This is a genomic window from Streptomyces ossamyceticus (assembly GCF_001418475.1).
Lineage (GTDB): Bacteria > Actinomycetota > Actinomycetes > Streptomycetales > Streptomycetaceae > Streptomyces > Streptomyces ossamyceticus.
Window position 1 is genome coordinate 1 of the sequence record NZ_LIQX01000100.1, and the last position, 15,440, is coordinate 15,440.

Below are 15,440 nucleotides of genomic sequence, written 5' to 3' on the forward strand. Positions count from 1 at the left end.
GGGTTGGGGGGCGGGTGCGGTCCGCGCGGCGGTGGCGCCGCGCGGACCCCGTATTCGCACGACCGAGAGGCCGCGCGGAGTCCGTGTTCGGCGCCGCCCCGCACGGAGTGGCCGACGTCGTGGCGATCCCCGCGACTTCCGGAACACACGCATGCACCGAGCCTCACCTCGATGCGCCCCCGCCGCCCTGTGGGTTGCGCCACCCGGGTGAACGGATTGGAACCATCGTCCCGGTCCGGGACGTTTTCACGATTCAGGCGGACGGGCGTACCGGTGGCCGATTCCCGCACGCCACCGGCGTGCCGGGCGGGGGTGACTGATCACTGCGCCCACCCCACGCGTACTACTGGGTCCCGAAAGAGAGAGGCGCTGGAGTGGACGTGCTCGACATCCTGCTGATGCTGGTGATCCTGGCCTACGCGGCGTCCGGTTACCGTCGCGGCCTGGTAGCGGGATGTGTGTCCCTCGCCGGTTTCGTGGGCGGCGCGGTGGTGGGCGTGTGGATGCTGCCGTGGATGATGGAGCTGGTGGAGCCGGGCACCCCCGCGGCGACGGTCACGGCGGTGCTGACCGTGCTGGTGCCGGGTGTGATCGGGCACGAGCTGGCGGGCCGGCTGGCGCTGCGGCTGCGCCGCGAGATAGACCGCAGCCCGCTGCGCGTGGCCGACGGCATAGGCGGGGCGGCGGCCAACTCCATTGCCGTGCTCATCGTGGCGTGGGTGGCCGCGAGTGTCCTCGGGGCGTCCTCGTCGCCGCTGGTGACCAACTCGATCCGCAACTCCGCGCTGCTGGGCGCCGTGCAGAACACCATGCCGGACACGACTCCGACCTGGTTCTCCAACGCCACGTCCGCGCTCACCGAGGCGGGTTTCCCGCAGGTCTTCAACCCGTTCGAGAACGAGGCGACGGCCGAGGTCGCCAAGCCCTCCGGGGACAGTGTGACGGCCGCGGCGACGAACGCCGCCAAGCGCAGCACGGTCAAGATCGAGGGCGTCGCGGGGACGCAGGGCCGCGAGGGCAGCGGCTTCGTGTACGCGCGCGAGCACGTGATGACCAACGCGCACGTGGTGGCGGGCATCGACGACCCGAGTGTGCGGGTGGGCGGCGTGGGCAAGGCGTTCGAGGGGCGGGTCGTGCTCTTCGACCCGGAGAAGGACGTCGCGGTGCTCTATGTGCCGGGTCTTGAGGCGCCGGTCCTCCGCTTCGACGACACCGCCTCGCGGGGTGACGCGGCGGTCGTCGCCGGGTACCCGGAGGACGGCGGGCTCGACCTCCAGGCGGCCACGGTCGCCAGCCGTATCGACGCGACCGGCCGGAACATCTACAACTCGGACGCGGTGACCCGCGAGATCTACTCGATCCGCTCCACCGTCCGCCCCGGCAACTCCGGCGGCCCCCTCCTCACCACCGAGGGCCAGGTCTACGGCGTCGTCTTCGCCCGCTCCACGTCCGACGCGGAGACGGGGTACGTCCTGACGGTCGACGAGGTCGCCCCCGAGGCGAACAGCGCGGCGAACGCGACGAAGGCGGTGGACACCGGGGAACTCGTGACGTCGTGAGCACGGCGTCACGGGCACGGCGTCACGGGCACGGCGTCACGGGCACGGCGTCATGGGCATGCCGTGGAGAGGGGGGCGTATGAAGCGTGGGGTCGCGCGTGCGGGGGTGGGCGGTTTTCCGCCGTCATGCGCGGCGCACGGTGGCACGGCCCGGTGACGCCGGGTCAGGGCGGTGGCATGCCGTCGGCGTGGGTGTCGCCGTGACGTCGCGTCAGAGGTGGACGCCCATCAGCACGTCGTCCACGTAGGCCCCGTCGAGCAGGAACTCCTCGGGGAGGACGCCCTCCACCACGAACCCCTCCGACTCGTACAGCTTCCTGGCCGGGGTGTTGTGGCCGAGGACCCGCAGGGTCAGCCGCCGGGCGCCCCGGCCGCGCGCCTCCTCCAGCGCGGCCCGCACCAGCGCCCGCGCCACTCCGGCCCCGCGCGCCTCTTCCGCGACGGCGAGCCCCTGGATCTGGCGGACATGCGCGTTGCAGTCCAGCGAGGTGGGCCGGCCCAGCCGGAGATAGCCGACCACGTCACCCCCGAGTTCCGCGACGAGGTGGTCCCCGGGGCCGAACCGGTCGTCGAAGAACGGCTTGTACGGCTGTCGGGGGCGTTCCTGCACCGAGTGCAGCGTCGACCAGGTGGCCCGGTCGAGCCGGGCGAGCGCGTCCTCGTCGGCGGAGGTCGCGACCCGTATGGAGGCAAGCGGCATACGGACAACTGTACGGGCGCGCACCGCGACAGCCCGGCGGCACGGCCCCGGAGGCGATGTCCTCGTGGTCGTACGGCGGCACGGTGGGCCGCGGGGGCCCGGTCCGTTGATTCGATGTACGGAGGGGCAGGATGGGAGGCATGGACACAGATGCGCCCGTGGTGCCCGGTTCCCGTGTGGTGATCGCCGGAGCGTCCGGCCTGATCGGTTCGGCGTTGGCACGGTCCCTCACAGACGACGGGTACGAGGTGCGCCGGCTCGTGCGGCGTGCGCCGCGCTCGGCGGACGAGGTCCGCTGGGACCCGGAGGCCCAGCAGGTCGACGTGGCCGGTCTGGAGGGGTGTGCCGCCCTCGTGAACCTCGCGGGCGCGGGGGTCGCCTCGCGCCGCTGGACCGACGCGTACAAGGAGACGATCCGGCGCAGCCGGGTGCTCGGCACGAGGGTGCTCGCCGAGGCCGTCGCCTCCCTGGACACACCGCCGAGCGTCTTCGTCGCCGGCAGCGCGATCGGGTTCTACGGCGACACGGGCGACCGGGTGGTGGACGAGTCGGCGTCGGCGGGGACGGGGTTCCTGCCGTCGGTGTGCGTGGAGTGGGAGGGGGCGGCGAAGCCCGCGGCGGATGCCGGGGTGCGGACGGTGTTCGCGCGGACCGGGCTGGTCGTGGCGCGCGGTGGGGGCGCGTGGGGGCCGCTGTTCCCGCTGTTCAAGGCCGGGGTGGGCGGACGGATGGGCGACGGTCGGCAGTACTGGAGCTTCATCTCCCTCCATGACGAGGTCGCCGCGCTGCGCCACCTCATGGAGACGTCGTCGCTGTCCGGGCCCTTCAACCTGACGGCGCCGAACCCGCGCACCAACGCGGAGATCACGGCGGCGATGGGCCGGGTGCTGCGTCGGCCCACGCTCTTCCCCGTGCCCGCGGCCGCCCTCCGGCTCGCCCTCGGCGGCGTCTCGTCCGACGTCCTCGGCAGTACGCGCGCCGTACCGACCCGGCTCCTGGAGTCGGGCTTCGTGTTCACACACCCGGACATCGAGTCGGCGATCCGCGCGGCCGAGACGGACTGAGGCACCACCGACCGCGCGCGACGCCCGCCGGCCGGCGTCCCTTGGACGGTCCGGGTCGCGGCCGACGCCCCTGGGTAGACCGGGTTGTTGACCGGCGCCCCTGGGCAGACCGGGTCGCGGCCGGCGCCCCCGGGCGGACCGGGGGCGCCCGGTGCTCTCCAGGGCTCACCAGGGGCGCGGGACCCGCGTCGCAAGCCCCCGGCCTCCCGCGCCCGCCCCGCACCCACCGCCCGGCCGAGCCGGTGGGTGTGGGGCCACGGAGGCGTCGCGGGGACGCCGGGCGCACGCGCCTTCCCGGCATGCCCCCGTGCGAGGGTCGCGCGCGACTTCCCCGGTCAGCGCCGGAAACCGCACCCTCGTCCCGAACTCAGGTATTCCAGAAGGCCGTTGAGGGCATGACGTCCCCAGCAGCCGCGCGACCTCGGGAGGGGCACGTGCTTGAGTCGGTGTACCAATCGACGTACTCAGCGGACACGGAGACCGTGGACGTCATCGTCGTCGGAGCCGGCGTGGCCGGCCTCGCCGCGGCCGGACATCTGGCCAGGGCGGGTCTGACGACCACCGTCCTGGAGGCCGCCCCCGCCATCGGCGGACGGATGTCGACCGAGAAGATCGACGGCTTCCGCCTCGACCGCACCGCCCAGTTGCTCTCCACGTCCTACCCCGAACTGCGCCGCACGCCGGGTCTGGACACCCTGCCCCTGCGCCCGTTCGCCCCGGGCGTCCTGCTGTACGCCGACGGCCACCACCACCGGGCCGGCGCCACCCCGCCCCTACGGAGCGCAAGGGGCGCACTCACAGCCGCGCGCGCCCTCGCAAGCGCCCCCAGGCTGCCCCGGCACGGAGGCCGCGCGCAGGGCCGCCTCCAGGCCCGGCCGGCGGGTGTCCGGCCGGGCCGGCTGGGCGCCCCCGCCGACCAGTCCCGGCTGGCCATGGCGCTGGCCCGGCTCGCCGCGACCGCGCCCGAACGGCTCGCCACCCGCGCGGAGCTCCCGATCGCCGAGGCCCTCGCGACCCGCGGCTTCCCGCCCCGGACGATCGACGGTTTCGTACGGCCCTTGTTGGCCGCCCTGCTCGCCGACCCGGCCCTGCGGACCTCAAGCCGCTGTGCCGATCTGGCCCTGCACGCCTTCGCGACGGGCCGGTTGTGCCTGCCGGAGGGCGGCGCCGACACCCTCCCGGAACTGCTCGCCGCGGCTCTGCCGCCGGGCACCGTCCGCACCGGGGTCACGGCCACCGCGATCAGCACGACCTCGGTGACGACGGCCGACCACGGTGAACTCCCCTGCCGTGCCGTGGTCCTGGCCACGGACGCCCGGTCCGCGGCCGAGCTGCTGCCGGGGCTGCGCGTACCGGACTTCCACCCGGTGACCGTGCTGCACCACGCCACCGACGAACTCCCGCCGGGCGAGGGGGCCCTGATCCTCGACGCGGACCGCGGCGGGCCCGTCTCGCACACCGCGGTCATCAGCCAGGTCGACCCGACCCGGGCCCCGGCGGGCCGCGCCCTCATCACCTCCACGGTGCTCGGCACGCCGCCGGACGCGGCCCATCTGGACGCCACCGTCCGCGCCCAACTGGCCCGGCTGTACCGCACGTCCACGGCCCGCTGGGAGCTGCTGGCGGTCCATCACGAGCCCGAGGCCGTGCCCGCGATGCCCGCGCCGCACGACCTGCGGCGCCCGGTGCGGCTGCTGGACGGGCTGTATGTCTGCGGCGACCACCGCGACACCAGCACCGTCCAGGGCGCCCTCCACTCGGCCCGCCGGGCCGCCCACGCCGTCCTCACGGACCTGGACGCCCACCCGACCCCCATGGAGGAGGCCCTCGACGCAGCCGCCTGACCGAGGCACGGCAGGGGCGCCCGGATGGTCTCCGGGCGCCCCTGAGCGTGCGGCCCACGGGCCGCCGCGCGCCCCCTATCCCAGGGCGGCCACCTTGTCCCGGTAGCCCCGTACCGGGGCGGCGTCCCGGTACGGCTCCAGACGGCGCTCGAAGTCGCGGACGTACTCCACGGCGCGCACCGAGCGCATCTCCGCGGCCTGCCCGGCGGCCTCCGCGCCCAACTGGCAGGCCTGGTCCAGCTCGCCGAGCCCGAGACGGGCGGAGGCGAGCACGACCCGGCAGAAGAGTCGGCTGCGGGCGAAGGCGGGCGCCCTCAGCTGGAGCGACCGCTCGGCGTGCTGGGCGGCGGCGCGGTACTGCTGGAGGTCGCGGTGGCTGTGCCCGAACTCGTCGGCGAGCTGGGCCTCGTCGAAGAAGCGCGCCCAGTACGGGACCTCGTCGCCGGGGCGGGCGGCCTCCAGGGCCCGTTCGGCGCGGACCAGCGCGGCCGTGGAGGCCCGTACCTCGCCGAGGACCGCGTGACCGCGGGCCTCGACGGCGTGCAGCAGCGACTGCACGGCCGGCGGCACGGCGGACCCGACGCCCTGCTGGGCGACGCGCGCGAGCTGCACGGCCTCCCGTCCGTGCCCCAGATAGACCGCCTGACGGCTCATCGTGATGAGGACGTACGCCCCGTACGCCCGGTCGCCCGCCGCCTGCGCCAGGCGCAGTGCCTGCACGAAGTACCGCTGGGCGAGCCCGTGGGCGCCGATGTCGTACGAGGTCCAGCCGGCGAGCCGGGTGAGGTCGGCGGCGGCCGCGAAGAGTCGTCGGCCGACCTGTTCGCCGTAGGCGCCGCGCAGCATCGGCTCGGCCTCGTGCTCCAGGTAGCGCACGAGGGCCTGGCGGGCGTGGCCGCCGCCGTAGGCGTTGTCGAGGGCGCGGAAGAGTTCGCCGACCGAGCGGAGGGCGGCGATGTCCCCGGAGGTGACCTTCTGGCCGGGGCCGCGCTCGGTCTGGCTGCGCTGCCGGGGGACGGCCGGGCGGCCCTGCGGGGGGACGCGGGTGGCGGCCGGGTCGCCCCGGCCCACCCGGTCGTCGGCGCGGCCGATCAGCCAGTCCCGGCTGGGGACGACGAGTCCGGCCGGGGTGAAGGCGATCTTCCGCAGTTCGGCGTGGCTGCCGGAGTCCTTGCGCCACAGACCGCTGACGATGTCGATGGCCTCCTCGGGGGTCGCGGCGAACTCCAGCCCCGCGTACACGGGGGCGCAGGCGTCGAGGCCGAGGTCCTGTGCGGTGAGCCTGCGGCCGAGGCGGCGGGTGAACACCTCGGCGATGAGCGCGGGCGTGGTGCCCCTCGGCTGCTGGCCCCGCAGCCAGCGGGTGACCGACGTCTTGTCGTATCTGAGGTCGAGGCCGTGTTCGAGACCGAGCTGGTCCACACGACGCGCTAGTCCCGCGTTGGAGAACCCCGCTTCTGCGATGAGGGCGGCGAGCTGGCGGTTGGGGGTGCGCTGCGCGGGTCGTTCCGTCATCTGCGGTGCGGTCTCCTGCCTTCCGGGTGTCGGCGCGGTGCCCGGATTGCCTGGTGAGAAGCCTTTGCGGCCTTGTGAACGGCGTGAATGTAGCGGAGAGTGAGCACTCGATCGCACACTTCCGCGTCGGTTCATCCGATCGTGTGAGGATTGGCCGCGCGGCTGACGGGGCGGGGGTGCGGCGTACGCCGGCGGTCGCCGCCGTGCGCCGGTGGGACCGCGTCGAACATCGCGCGGTCCCACGGTCGTACAGTGGCGTGGGCGCGTCACGCGCCTGACAGAGCTATCGCGGTACCGCCGCACGGCCGTACCGCCGAGGGAGGCGCTTGCCGTGAGTGGGTTGCGGTTCGTCCGCATGGGGTTCGGCACGGAGGCCGTCGAGTACCAGGAGGCCTGGGACGAGCAGCGCCGGGTGCACGCGGCGCGCTTCGTCGACGAGGTCCCCGACACCGTGCTGCTCCTGGAGCACCCGCCCGTCTACACGGCCGGCCGGCGCACGGCCGACAACGAGCGCCCCTTGGACGGCACGCCCGTCGTCGACGTGGACCGCGGCGGCAAGATCACCTGGCACGGGCCGGGCCAGCTCGTCGGGTACCCGATCCAGAAGCTGCCGCGCCCGGTGGACGTCGTGGCCCATGTGCGCCGCCTGGAGGAGGCCCTGATCCGCACGTGCGCCGAGTTCGGCGTGGAGACGACGCGGGTGGAGGGCCGCAGCGGGGTGTGGGTGCTGGGCGACCCCGTCGAGCAGCGGCTCGGCGGCCTCTCCCTGGACCTCGACCCCCGGATGCAGGACGACGAGTTCGACCCCCGGCTCAACGGCCCCGAGTACGCGCCCTCCAACGCGGGGCAGCGGCGCGAGGACCGCAAGATCGCGGCGATCGGGATCCGGGTGGCGAAGGGAGTGACGATGCACGGCTTCGCGCTGAACGTGAACCCCGACAACCGCTGGTTCGACCGGATCATCCCCTGCGGGATCCGCGACGCGGGCGTCGCGTCCCTCGCGACGGAGCTGGGCCGCGACATCACCATCGCCGAGGTCCTCCCCGTCGCCGAGAAGCACCTGCGCGACGTACTGGAGAACGCCGACCTCCGGCCGAGGGTCGTGGAACGCGCCTCGGCGTGAGGTCCGGGCGGGCCGGCGGCCCGCCGCCCGGGGAATGCGACCCGAGAGCCGAAGGTTGCCCACCTCGGGGAGCGACAACAGCACGGGCGTACCCTGGGGTGCGCCGAAGAATCGAAGCTACAGGGAGCCGATGTGTCCGCAGTCTCACCCGACGGACGCAAGATGCTGCGCCTGGAGGTCCGCAACAGCCAGACCCCCATCGAGCGCAAGCCCGAGTGGATCAAGACCCGGGCGAAAATGGGTCCCGAGTACACCGCGATGCAGAAGCTCGTGAAGAGCGAGGGCCTGCACACGGTCTGCCAGGAAGCCGGCTGTCCCAACATCTACGAGTGCTGGGAGGACCGCGAGGCGACCTTCCTCATCGGCGGCGACCAGTGCACCCGCCGCTGCGACTTCTGCCAGATCGACACCGGCAAGCCCGAGGCGCTCGACCGTGACGAACCCCGCCGCGTCGGCGAGTCCGTGGTCACCATGGACCTGAACTACGCCACCATCACCGGCGTCGCCCGCGACGACCTGGAGGACGGCGGCGCCTGGCTGTACGCCGAGACGGTCCGCCAGATCCACCAGCAGACCGCCGGCCGCGAGGGCGGCCACACCAAGGTCGAACTGCTCGCCCCGGACTTCAACGCCGTACCGGAGCTGCTCCAGGAGGTCTTCGCCTCCCGCCCCGAGGTCTTCGCGCACAACGTCGAGACCGTCCCCCGCATCTTCAAGCGCATCCGCCCCGGCTTCCGCTACGAGCGCTCCCTGAAGGTCATCACCGAGGCCCGCGACTACGGCCTGGTCACCAAGTCCAACCTGATCCTCGGCATGGGCGAGACCCGCGAGGAGGTCAGCGAAGCGCTCAAGCAGCTGCACGACGCGGGCTGCGAGCTGGTGACCATCACCCAGTACCTGCGGCCGAGCGTCCGGCACCACCCCGTGGAGCGCTGGGTCAAGCCGCACGAGTTCGTGGAGCTGAAGGAGGAGGCCGAGGAGATCGGCTTCTCCGGTGTGATGTCCGGCCCGCTGGTCCGCTCCTCGTACCGCGCCGGCCGGCTGTACCAGATGGCGGTCGAGAAGCGCGGGGCCTACGTCGCGTCGCAGGCCGTCTGACCGTCGCCGCGAGGCCCCGGGGGCTCGGCTCCGAGCCCCCGGAGGCCCTCTCCCGGCGGCGACGCGGCGACACGCCGTGCGGCCAGTCGAGTGGCACGGAGTGCCAGGCAAACGTGTGAATCTGAGCACAAGAACCTACTGGCCAGTAATGGCCAATTGTCCGCGGCCCTGACCGTTCTCCCAGATGGGGGCACTGTCAGGGCCGCGTCGACGTTTGAGCGCCGCCAATCCAGGCTTCATGGGCGTTTGACCGGTCGGTCACGCCCTGGTAACACCAATCAGTGACCCTGGTTTCACGCCCGGTACAGACCCAGCCCGTTACCCGATCCCTTAGGGGGGACCTCATCATGCAGGCCGCGCCCGTTCGCGCCACGGCGATCCCGTCGTTCACCACTGCACTCCGTGCCGTCGAGTCGCTGCTCCTGAGCAGCGGCCAGCGCACCGCCCGCCGCAACGCCTGGACCTCCGTCCTGGAGGACCGCCGCCGCGCCAAGGACCGCGTCGAGGCCGAGCGCGTCCTCGAGGCCACCGTCTCCACGCGCACCTCGTGACGTACCACGGCTGAGCATCACGGCTGACGCACCACCCCGGCCACCCACGGCCCCGTGAGCGGGCGACGAGCCGACCGCCCGAAGGCTCGACCGCGATCCGCACCGCGACCGCTCAGGCACCGCACAGCGACGCCACTCAGGTGCCGCACCGTGGCCGTCGAGGCCGCACACCGTGGCCACTCCGGCACGACCCCGCACCACCCAGGCACCGCCGCCGCCCGGCGCCGCTCCCCCCGCGTCGTCGCCGGTCACCGGACCCCACCGGCACCGCCGTCGTCCTCGCTTCCCCGGACACGTAGACTTCGTGCCATGGCGAGGAAGGAACCCGCAGCGGACGCTGCGAACCCCGGGCGACTCAAGCAGATCGCTCTGACGTACAAGATGACCCGCAGGGCCGACAAGAAGATCGGTCTTGTACTCGCGGCTGTCGGAATCATCACCTTCGGTGTCTTCCTCGCGATCGGTTTCTTGATCGGTCACCCCATCTATCTCGGCATCCTGGGCCTCCTGCTCGCCTTCCTCGCGACGGCGATCGTCTTCGGACGGCGGGCCGAGCGGGCCGCGTTCGGGCAGATGGAGGGCCAGCCGGGTGCCGCGGCAGCGGTGCTGGACAACGTGGGCCGAGGCTGGACGACCACCCCTGCGGTCGCGATGAACCGCAGCCAGGACGTGGTCCACCGGGCCGTCGGCAAGGCCGGCATCGTCCTGGTCGCCGAGGGCAACCCGAACCGGGTGAAGAGCCTGCTGGCCGCCGAGAAGAAGAAGATGGCCCGGATCGTGGTGGACGTGCCGGTGCACGACCTGATCGTGGGCACCGGCGAGGGCCAGGTCGAGCTGAAGAAGCTCCGCACGACCATGCTGAAGCTGCCCCGTGTCCTGTCCGGCCCCCAGGTGACCGCCACCAACGACCGGCTGCGTGCCATGGGCGACCTGATGAGCAACATGCCGCTCCCCAAGGGCCCGATGCCCAAGGGCATGCGCATGCCGCGCGGCGGGAAGATGCGCTGACCTCCCCCGGCTGACACCACTCTCCTCGTACGACGAAGGGGGCGCCCGGAAACTCCGGGCGCCCCCTTCTCGCGCGTGGCGGGTTCGTGCGTAGCGGGTTGGTGCGTTGTGGGTTCGTGCGTTGTGGGTTCGTGCGCAGCGAGGCTCGTACGTCGCAGGGCTCGTACGTCCCGGGCGTCCTCGTGCCGCGCGGCGGTGCCAGGGCCCTAGATCCGCACCTCCACGGTCCGCGCAAGGCGGTCGTGGAGGCCGCGGCCGTCGCGGTCCCAGACGAGGGCGGGGATGGCGAGGCAGAGCAGGACGCTGCGGACGAGGGCGCGCCAGGGGTTCGCCGTGCCGGCGTCCTGGGCGATCACCCGGAGGCCGAAGAGGCGCTTGCCGGGCGTGAAGCCCACCGTGCTCAGGGTGAGGACGTGGAGCAGGAAGAAGATGAGCAGGGCCCAGTTGCTGGTGGCCTGGTCGTAGCCGTCGGTGATCAGGCCGTATGCGATCAAGAGGCACAGCCCCCAGTCGACGGCCAGCGCCCCGAGACGGCGGCCCGGGCGGGCGACGGAGCCCGGCCCGTGCTCCGGCAGACCGAGCTGCTCGCCCCGGTATCCGAAGTCGACACCCGCGTCCTCGGCGGCCGCGCGGGGGCCGGAGAGCCACGATCCGATTGCTTGCCTCTTGTCCACCCGAACACCGTACTGCGACCGTTCTGCCATTCGGACAGGTGGGGTCAGGTACGGGATGTCCGGTTAACTTGTGCGAAACAAATGGGTCACGTACGAGAAATCACCCGTCCCTAGGGTCGAGAGCAGCGTGTGCCACCGCACTGGCCGCACGAACGAACTACCACCCCGGCGGGATGGTCGGGAGTAGGAGGAGCTGGATGTTCCAGAACGCCGACGAGGCCAAGAAGTTCATCGCGGACGAGGACGTCAAGTTCATCGACGTCCGCTTCTGCGACCTGCCGGGCGTGATGCAGCACTTCACGATCCCGGCCGAGGCCTTCGACCCGGCCGAGGAGCTGGCCTTCGACGGCTCCTCGATCCGCGGCTTCCAGGCCATCCACGAGTCCGACATGGCGCTCCGCGCCGACCTGTCCACCGCGCGTGTCGACCCGTTCCGCCGCGACAAGACGGTCAACGTCAACTTCTTCATCCACGACCCGATCACGGGCGAGCAGTACTCCCGTGACCCGCGCAACGTGGCGAAGAAGGCCGAGGCGTACCTCGCGTCCACCGGTATCGCCGACACCGCGTACTTCGGCCCCGAGGCCGAGTTCTACGTGTTCGACAGCGTGCGCTTCAAGACCTCGGAGAACGAGTCCTTCTACCACATCGACTCCGAGGCGGGCGCCTGGAACACCGGTGCGCTGGAGGACAACCGCGGTTACAAGGTCCGCTACAAGGGCGGCTACTTCCCGACCCCGCCGGTCGACCACTTCGCCGACCTGCGTGCGGAGATCTCGCTGGAGCTGGCCAAGTCCGGTCTCCAGGTCGAGCGCCAGCACCACGAGGTGGGCACCGCCGGCCAGGCCGAGATCAACTACAAGTTCAACACGCTGCTCGCCGCGGCCGACGACCTCCAGCTCTTCAAGTACATCGTGAAGAACGTGGCCTGGCGCAACGGCAAGACCGCGACCTTCATGCCGAAGCCGATCTTCGGTGACAACGGCTCGGGCATGCACGTCCACCAGTCTCTGTGGTCGGGCGGCTCCCCGCTCTTCTACGACGAGGCCGGCTACGCGGGCCTGTCGGACACCGCCCGCTACTACATCGGCGGCATCCTCAAGCACGCCCCGTCGCTGCTGGCCTTCACCAACCCGACGGTGAACTCGTACCACCGTCTGGTGCCGGGCTTCGAGGCCCCGGTCAACCTGGTGTACTCGCAGCGCAACCGCTCCGCGGCCATGCGTATCCCGATCACGGGTTCGAACCCGAAGGCCAAGCGTGTCGAGTTCCGCGCGCCCGACTCCTCCGGCAACCCGTACCTGGCCTTCTCCGCCCTGCTGCTCGCGGGCCTCGACGGCATCAAGAACAAGATCGAGCCGGCCGAGCCGATCGACAAGGACCTCTACGAGCTCGCCCCCGAGGAGCACGCGGGCGTCCCGCAGGTCCCGACCTCCCTCCCGGCCGTCCTCGACTCCCTCGAGCGCGACCACGAGTTCCTCCTCCAGGGCGACGTCTTCACGCCGGACCTGATCGAGACGTGGATCGACTACAAGCGCGCCAACGAGATCGCGCCGCTCCAGCTGCGTCCGCACCCGCACGAGTTCGAGCTGTACTTCGACGTGTGATCGGTGCCTGAGCTCGTACGTTCGGTCGGCGCCCCCGTCCTGGCTTTCCAGGGCGGGGGCGCCGTCGTATGGTTTCCTGCACGACTGTTCGATGGATAACGGGGAGACACGGGGATGCCCGAACAGGACGACAGCGAGCGGGAGTTCGACCTTCGGTGGGCGGACAACGCCGAGCACAAGGAGCCCTCCGCGCGGGCCCGGATGCTGGCCGCGCGCTGGAAGGAGAATCCGCCCGCGCCGCAGCCCTTCCGCGCCGATCCCGGGCCGCGCGCACCGCGCCGGTCGTCGTGGGTGTCGACGCTCGTGGTGTTCGGCTGTGTGGCCGGGCTGATCGCGGTGATCGGCTACCTCAACTACCGGTCCTCGTACTGAGCCCGTCCCCCGCCGCCGGCCCCCGCAGCCGTGGCCGCCGTCCGAGCGCACAATGGAAGGCGGGACGGGTGCCTGCCTGAGTGCGGGGTGGTACGGATGTCGAACCGGTTCCGGAGTGATCCCCGGCTGACCGCCCGGATGACGATCACGTTGTTCCTGCTCGGGCTGTTGTACGTGCTGTTCGCGGCCGCGTTGATCGCGTTGCTGAAGTCATGGGTGCTGGTCGTGGTGGCGGCGGCCCTGCTGCTGGGGGCGCAGTACTGGTACTCCGACCGGGTCGCCCTGTATGCCATGCGCGGGCGGATCGTGGAGGCCGGGGAGTATCCGCGGCTGCACGGGGTGGTGGACCGGCTGTGCGTGGTCGCGGACGTCCCGAAGCCCCGGGTCGCGGTGGCGGACATGGACATGCCGAACGCGTTCGCGACCGGGCGGAACGCCGATCACGCGGTGGTGTGTGTGACGACCGGGCTGCTCAGAAGGCTGGAGCCGGACGAGCTGGAGGGTGTGCTCGCGCACGAGCTGTCGCATGTCGCGCACCGCGATGTCGCCGTGATGACGGTCGCCTCGTTCCTCGGGGTGCTGGCCGGTCTGGTCGTACGGTTCGCGTTCTACTCGCACATGTTCGGCGGGCGCCGGGACCAGAACACCGCCGTCGCGTTCAGCGTGGTGATGGGGGTCGCGGCCGCCGTGTACGTGCTGAGCTTCCTGCTGATCCGGGTGCTGTCACGGTACCGGGAGCTGGCAGCCGACCGCGCGGGCGCGCTGCTCACCGGGCGGCCCTCGGCGCTCGCCTCCGCGCTGACCAAGGTAACCGGCGACATGGCGCGGATCCCCACCCGGGACCTCAGGACGTCGCAGGCGTTCAACGCCTTCTACTTCACCCCCGCCCTGGGCGACCGCCCGCATCTGGCCCGCTTCTTCGCCACCCACCCGCCCCTGGAGCAGCGGCTCGACCAGCTGGGCAGGATCTCCGTGGAGCTGGGTGAGGCCCCCGCGTCCGGGCCGGGGAAGGCGGGCTGAACCGCCATGGGGCTGCTGGACGTGCTCCTCGGCCGTACGAAGCCGGTGCCGCCGGACCTCGACCGGTTGTTCGCCCTTCCCTCCGCCGCGGTGACCCTGGAGGCCGCGGCCTCCCTCACCCCGACCGGGACCGGCGCGGTGTGCTTCGCGTCGGTCGAGGGCGCGGCCTTCGACGACGTACGACGGGAGGTGCGGGCGCTGCTCGGCGCCGACGCGGACGCTGACGCGGAGCGGGGTGCGGCGGGTGTCGAGGCCGTGCGGGACGAGTACGGGTACTCCTGGCTCGTCTCCCGGCGGCGGCCGCAGGAGCTGGCGGACCTGGTGGGTGATCTGCACACGGTCAACAGCGCCCTGGAGGGCGGCGGGTTCGGGCCGCAGCTGCTGTGCTCGGTGGTCGGGTTCCGGGGCGGCGAGGACGGGGAGCGGCGGTTGGGGCTCGTCTATCTCTACAAGCGCGGCACCTTCTATCCGTTCGCGCCGCTGCCGGGCGAGGCGGACCGGCGTGACAACGCGCTGGAGCTGCGGGTCAGGGCGGTCCTCGCGGAGGACCTGCGGATCGAGCCCGACCTGGGCCGCTGGTTCCCCCTCTGGGGTGCCCCGGGGCTGTGACCGCCCCGGGGCACGGGCCGCTACTTTCCGCTCTTCTGCCGCTCCTGCCGTCGGGCCTCGAAGGGCCGCTCACGGCGGTAGCGGCGCTCCCACTTCGCCTGCTGGTCACGCCGCTCCCGGTAGGCCCGGTAGGAGGCGGGCTGTGCGCTGCCGCTCGACGGCGACGACGGCGACGCCGAGCCAGCGCGGGTGCGGCCGTGGCGGATGTACAGGTAGAGCAGCGCGACCGCGGCGAGCCAGAGCAGTTCGTTGGAGAAACCGAGGACGACCAGGACCGCGGCCGCCGAAAGGATCAAGGTGCCCATGGCGGGCCTCCTTGGGTGTGCGTGGGTGGTGGCAGCGATGCCCGTCCCGCACCGGTCCGGTGCCGGACGCTCGGCTGCGCCCGTCCAGGATGCTGGGCGGGCTGACGCGCCCGCATCCGAATATCGGGGTCGGTGGGGCGTCCGGACGCCTTCGCGGGGGTGATTGTCAGTGGTGTCCGGGAGGATTGGGCGGACGGGTCGACTGATGTGCGGGTGGAGGCGGCGGCATGGGGGAAGCACGGCGGTATGTCGGAGTGGCCGAGCGGCGGGCGCGGCTCGGCGCGGGGCAGCGATTGGCCGGATCCGTACGGGCGGAAGGGCCGGAGGAGGTCGCCGACTCGCTGGTGGCGCTGCACGGCTCGGACCCGGCGACGGTGTACCTCGCGGTGGG

15 protein-coding genes and 1 pseudogene are annotated in these 15,440 nt (G+C 72.3%); 12 read left to right on the top strand and 4 right to left on the bottom strand.

The annotated features are described in order from the left end of the window. Window positions 1-374: 374 nt before the first annotated feature. Window positions 375-1,559: a MarP family serine protease gene (locus AOK15_RS09340; protein WP_055514726.1), complete on the top strand. Its 1,185-nt coding sequence runs from the start codon at window positions 375-377 to the stop codon at window positions 1,557-1,559. A gap of 211 nt (window positions 1,560-1,770) precedes the next feature. Here the strand turns inward: AOK15_RS09340 and AOK15_RS09345 are convergent, their stop codons facing one another. Further along, window positions 1,771-2,259, bottom strand: a complete 489-nt coding sequence (locus tag AOK15_RS09345) for a GNAT family N-acetyltransferase (RefSeq protein ID WP_055514729.1) — start codon at window positions 2,257-2,259, stop codon at window positions 1,771-1,773. Between the two features lie 140 nt (window positions 2,260-2,399). Here AOK15_RS09345 and AOK15_RS09350 point away from each other — a divergent pair, with 140 nt between their 5' ends. Together AOK15_RS09350 and AOK15_RS09355 are read left to right on the top strand one after the other, a co-directional pair. Next, window positions 2,400-3,323, top strand: a complete 924-nt coding sequence (locus AOK15_RS09350; RefSeq protein ID WP_055514731.1) for a TIGR01777 family oxidoreductase — start codon at window positions 2,400-2,402, stop codon at window positions 3,321-3,323. 434 nt (window positions 3,324-3,757) lie between these two features. Then, the gene (locus AOK15_RS09355; protein ID WP_055514733.1) at window positions 3,758-5,167 is read left to right on the top strand and encodes an NAD(P)/FAD-dependent oxidoreductase; all 1,410 of its coding nucleotides are present in this window, start codon (window positions 3,758-3,760) and stop codon (window positions 5,165-5,167) included. Window positions 5,168-5,242: 75 nt separating this feature from the next. On the opposite strand, the gene AOK15_RS09360 is transcribed toward AOK15_RS09355, so the two are convergent. Continuing rightward, the gene (locus tag AOK15_RS09360) at window positions 5,243-6,682 is read right to left on the bottom strand and encodes an NsdA family TPR-like regulatory protein (protein WP_055514735.1); all 1,440 of its coding nucleotides are present in this window, start codon (window positions 6,680-6,682) and stop codon (window positions 5,243-5,245) included. 331 nt (window positions 6,683-7,013) lie between these two features. Between AOK15_RS09360 and lipB the strand changes: the two genes are divergently transcribed. From lipB to AOK15_RS09380, 4 genes are all read left to right on the top strand, one after another. Then, complete coding sequence (gene lipB / locus AOK15_RS09365; protein ID WP_055514737.1) at window positions 7,014-7,805, top strand: lipoyl(octanoyl) transferase LipB; 792 nt, start codon at window positions 7,014-7,016, stop codon at window positions 7,803-7,805. A 132-nt stretch (window positions 7,806-7,937) separates the two neighbouring features. Then, a complete protein-coding gene (lipA, locus tag AOK15_RS09370; protein WP_055514739.1) occupies window positions 7,938-8,903 on the top strand; it encodes a lipoyl synthase in 966 nt (321 codons plus the stop codon). A 347-nt stretch (window positions 8,904-9,250) separates the two neighbouring features. Next, window positions 9,251-9,454, top strand: coding sequence for an SCO2195 family GlnR-regulated protein (locus tag AOK15_RS09375; RefSeq protein WP_055514741.1), 204 nt, complete (start codon window positions 9,251-9,253; stop codon window positions 9,452-9,454). A 309-nt stretch (window positions 9,455-9,763) separates the two neighbouring features. After that, the gene (locus tag AOK15_RS09380; RefSeq protein WP_055514743.1) at window positions 9,764-10,462 is read left to right on the top strand and encodes a DUF4191 domain-containing protein; all 699 of its coding nucleotides are present in this window, start codon (window positions 9,764-9,766) and stop codon (window positions 10,460-10,462) included. A 206-nt stretch (window positions 10,463-10,668) separates the two neighbouring features. Here AOK15_RS09380 and AOK15_RS09385 read toward each other — a convergent pair whose 3' ends face one another. Beyond that, complete coding sequence (locus tag AOK15_RS09385; protein ID WP_055514745.1) at window positions 10,669-11,136, bottom strand: RDD family protein; 468 nt, start codon at window positions 11,134-11,136, stop codon at window positions 10,669-10,671. Window positions 11,137-11,333: 197 nt separating this feature from the next. Here AOK15_RS09385 and glnA point away from each other — a divergent pair, with 197 nt between their 5' ends. The 4 genes from glnA (at window position 11,334) to pspAB (ending at window position 14,744) form a co-directional block, all read left to right on the top strand. After that, on the top strand, window positions 11,334-12,743 hold the full coding sequence (glnA, locus tag AOK15_RS09390) for a type I glutamate--ammonia ligase (protein WP_055514748.1): 1,410 nt from the start codon (window positions 11,334-11,336) through the stop codon (window positions 12,741-12,743). A 114-nt stretch (window positions 12,744-12,857) separates the two neighbouring features. Continuing rightward, complete coding sequence (locus tag AOK15_RS09395; protein ID WP_055514749.1) at window positions 12,858-13,115, top strand: SCO2583/SCO2584 N-terminal domain-containing protein; 258 nt, start codon at window positions 12,858-12,860, stop codon at window positions 13,113-13,115. 96 nt (window positions 13,116-13,211) lie between these two features. After that, on the top strand, window positions 13,212-14,135 hold the full coding sequence (htpX, locus tag AOK15_RS09400; RefSeq protein ID WP_055514751.1) for a zinc metalloprotease HtpX: 924 nt from the start codon (window positions 13,212-13,214) through the stop codon (window positions 14,133-14,135). A 6-nt stretch (window positions 14,136-14,141) separates the two neighbouring features. Further along, window positions 14,142-14,744, top strand: coding sequence for a PspA-associated protein PspAB (gene pspAB, locus AOK15_RS09405; protein ID WP_055514753.1), 603 nt, complete (start codon window positions 14,142-14,144; stop codon window positions 14,742-14,744). A 20-nt stretch (window positions 14,745-14,764) separates the two neighbouring features. Here the strand turns inward: pspAB and AOK15_RS09410 are convergent, their stop codons facing one another. Next, window positions 14,765-15,049 carry a hypothetical protein gene (locus AOK15_RS09410; protein ID WP_055514755.1) on the bottom strand — a complete coding sequence of 95 codons (285 nt, stop codon included), beginning with the start codon at window positions 15,047-15,049 and terminating at the stop codon, window positions 14,765-14,767. Window positions 15,050-15,276: 227 nt separating this feature from the next. Here AOK15_RS09410 and AOK15_RS46630 point away from each other — a divergent pair. Beyond that, window positions 15,277-15,440, top strand: a pseudogene (locus AOK15_RS46630) (winged helix DNA-binding domain-containing protein); the annotation flags it as partial.

Coding starts and splice junctions, on each gene's coding strand:
- AOK15_RS09375 (WP_055514741.1), top strand. CDS start 9,251: ATGCAGGCCGCGCCCGTTCGCGCCACGGCGATCCCGTCGTTCACCACT.
- pspAB (WP_055514753.1), top strand. CDS start 14,142: ATGGGGCTGCTGGACGTGCTCCTCGGCCGTACGAAGCCGGTGCCGCCG.
- AOK15_RS09410 (WP_055514755.1), bottom strand. CDS start 15,049: ATGGGCACCTTGATCCTTTCGGCGGCCGCGGTCCTGGTCGTCCTCGGT.
- htpX (WP_055514751.1), top strand. CDS start 13,212: ATGTCGAACCGGTTCCGGAGTGATCCCCGGCTGACCGCCCGGATGACG.
- glnA (WP_055514748.1), top strand. CDS start 11,334: ATGTTCCAGAACGCCGACGAGGCCAAGAAGTTCATCGCGGACGAGGAC.
- AOK15_RS09360 (WP_055514735.1), bottom strand. CDS start 6,682: ATGACGGAACGACCCGCGCAGCGCACCCCCAACCGCCAGCTCGCCGCC.
- AOK15_RS09350 (WP_055514731.1), top strand. CDS start 2,400: ATGGACACAGATGCGCCCGTGGTGCCCGGTTCCCGTGTGGTGATCGCC.
- AOK15_RS09380 (WP_055514743.1), top strand. CDS start 9,764: ATGGCGAGGAAGGAACCCGCAGCGGACGCTGCGAACCCCGGGCGACTC.
- AOK15_RS09395 (WP_055514749.1), top strand. CDS start 12,858: ATGCCCGAACAGGACGACAGCGAGCGGGAGTTCGACCTTCGGTGGGCG.
- AOK15_RS09345 (WP_055514729.1), bottom strand. CDS start 2,259: ATGCCGCTTGCCTCCATACGGGTCGCGACCTCCGCCGACGAGGACGCG.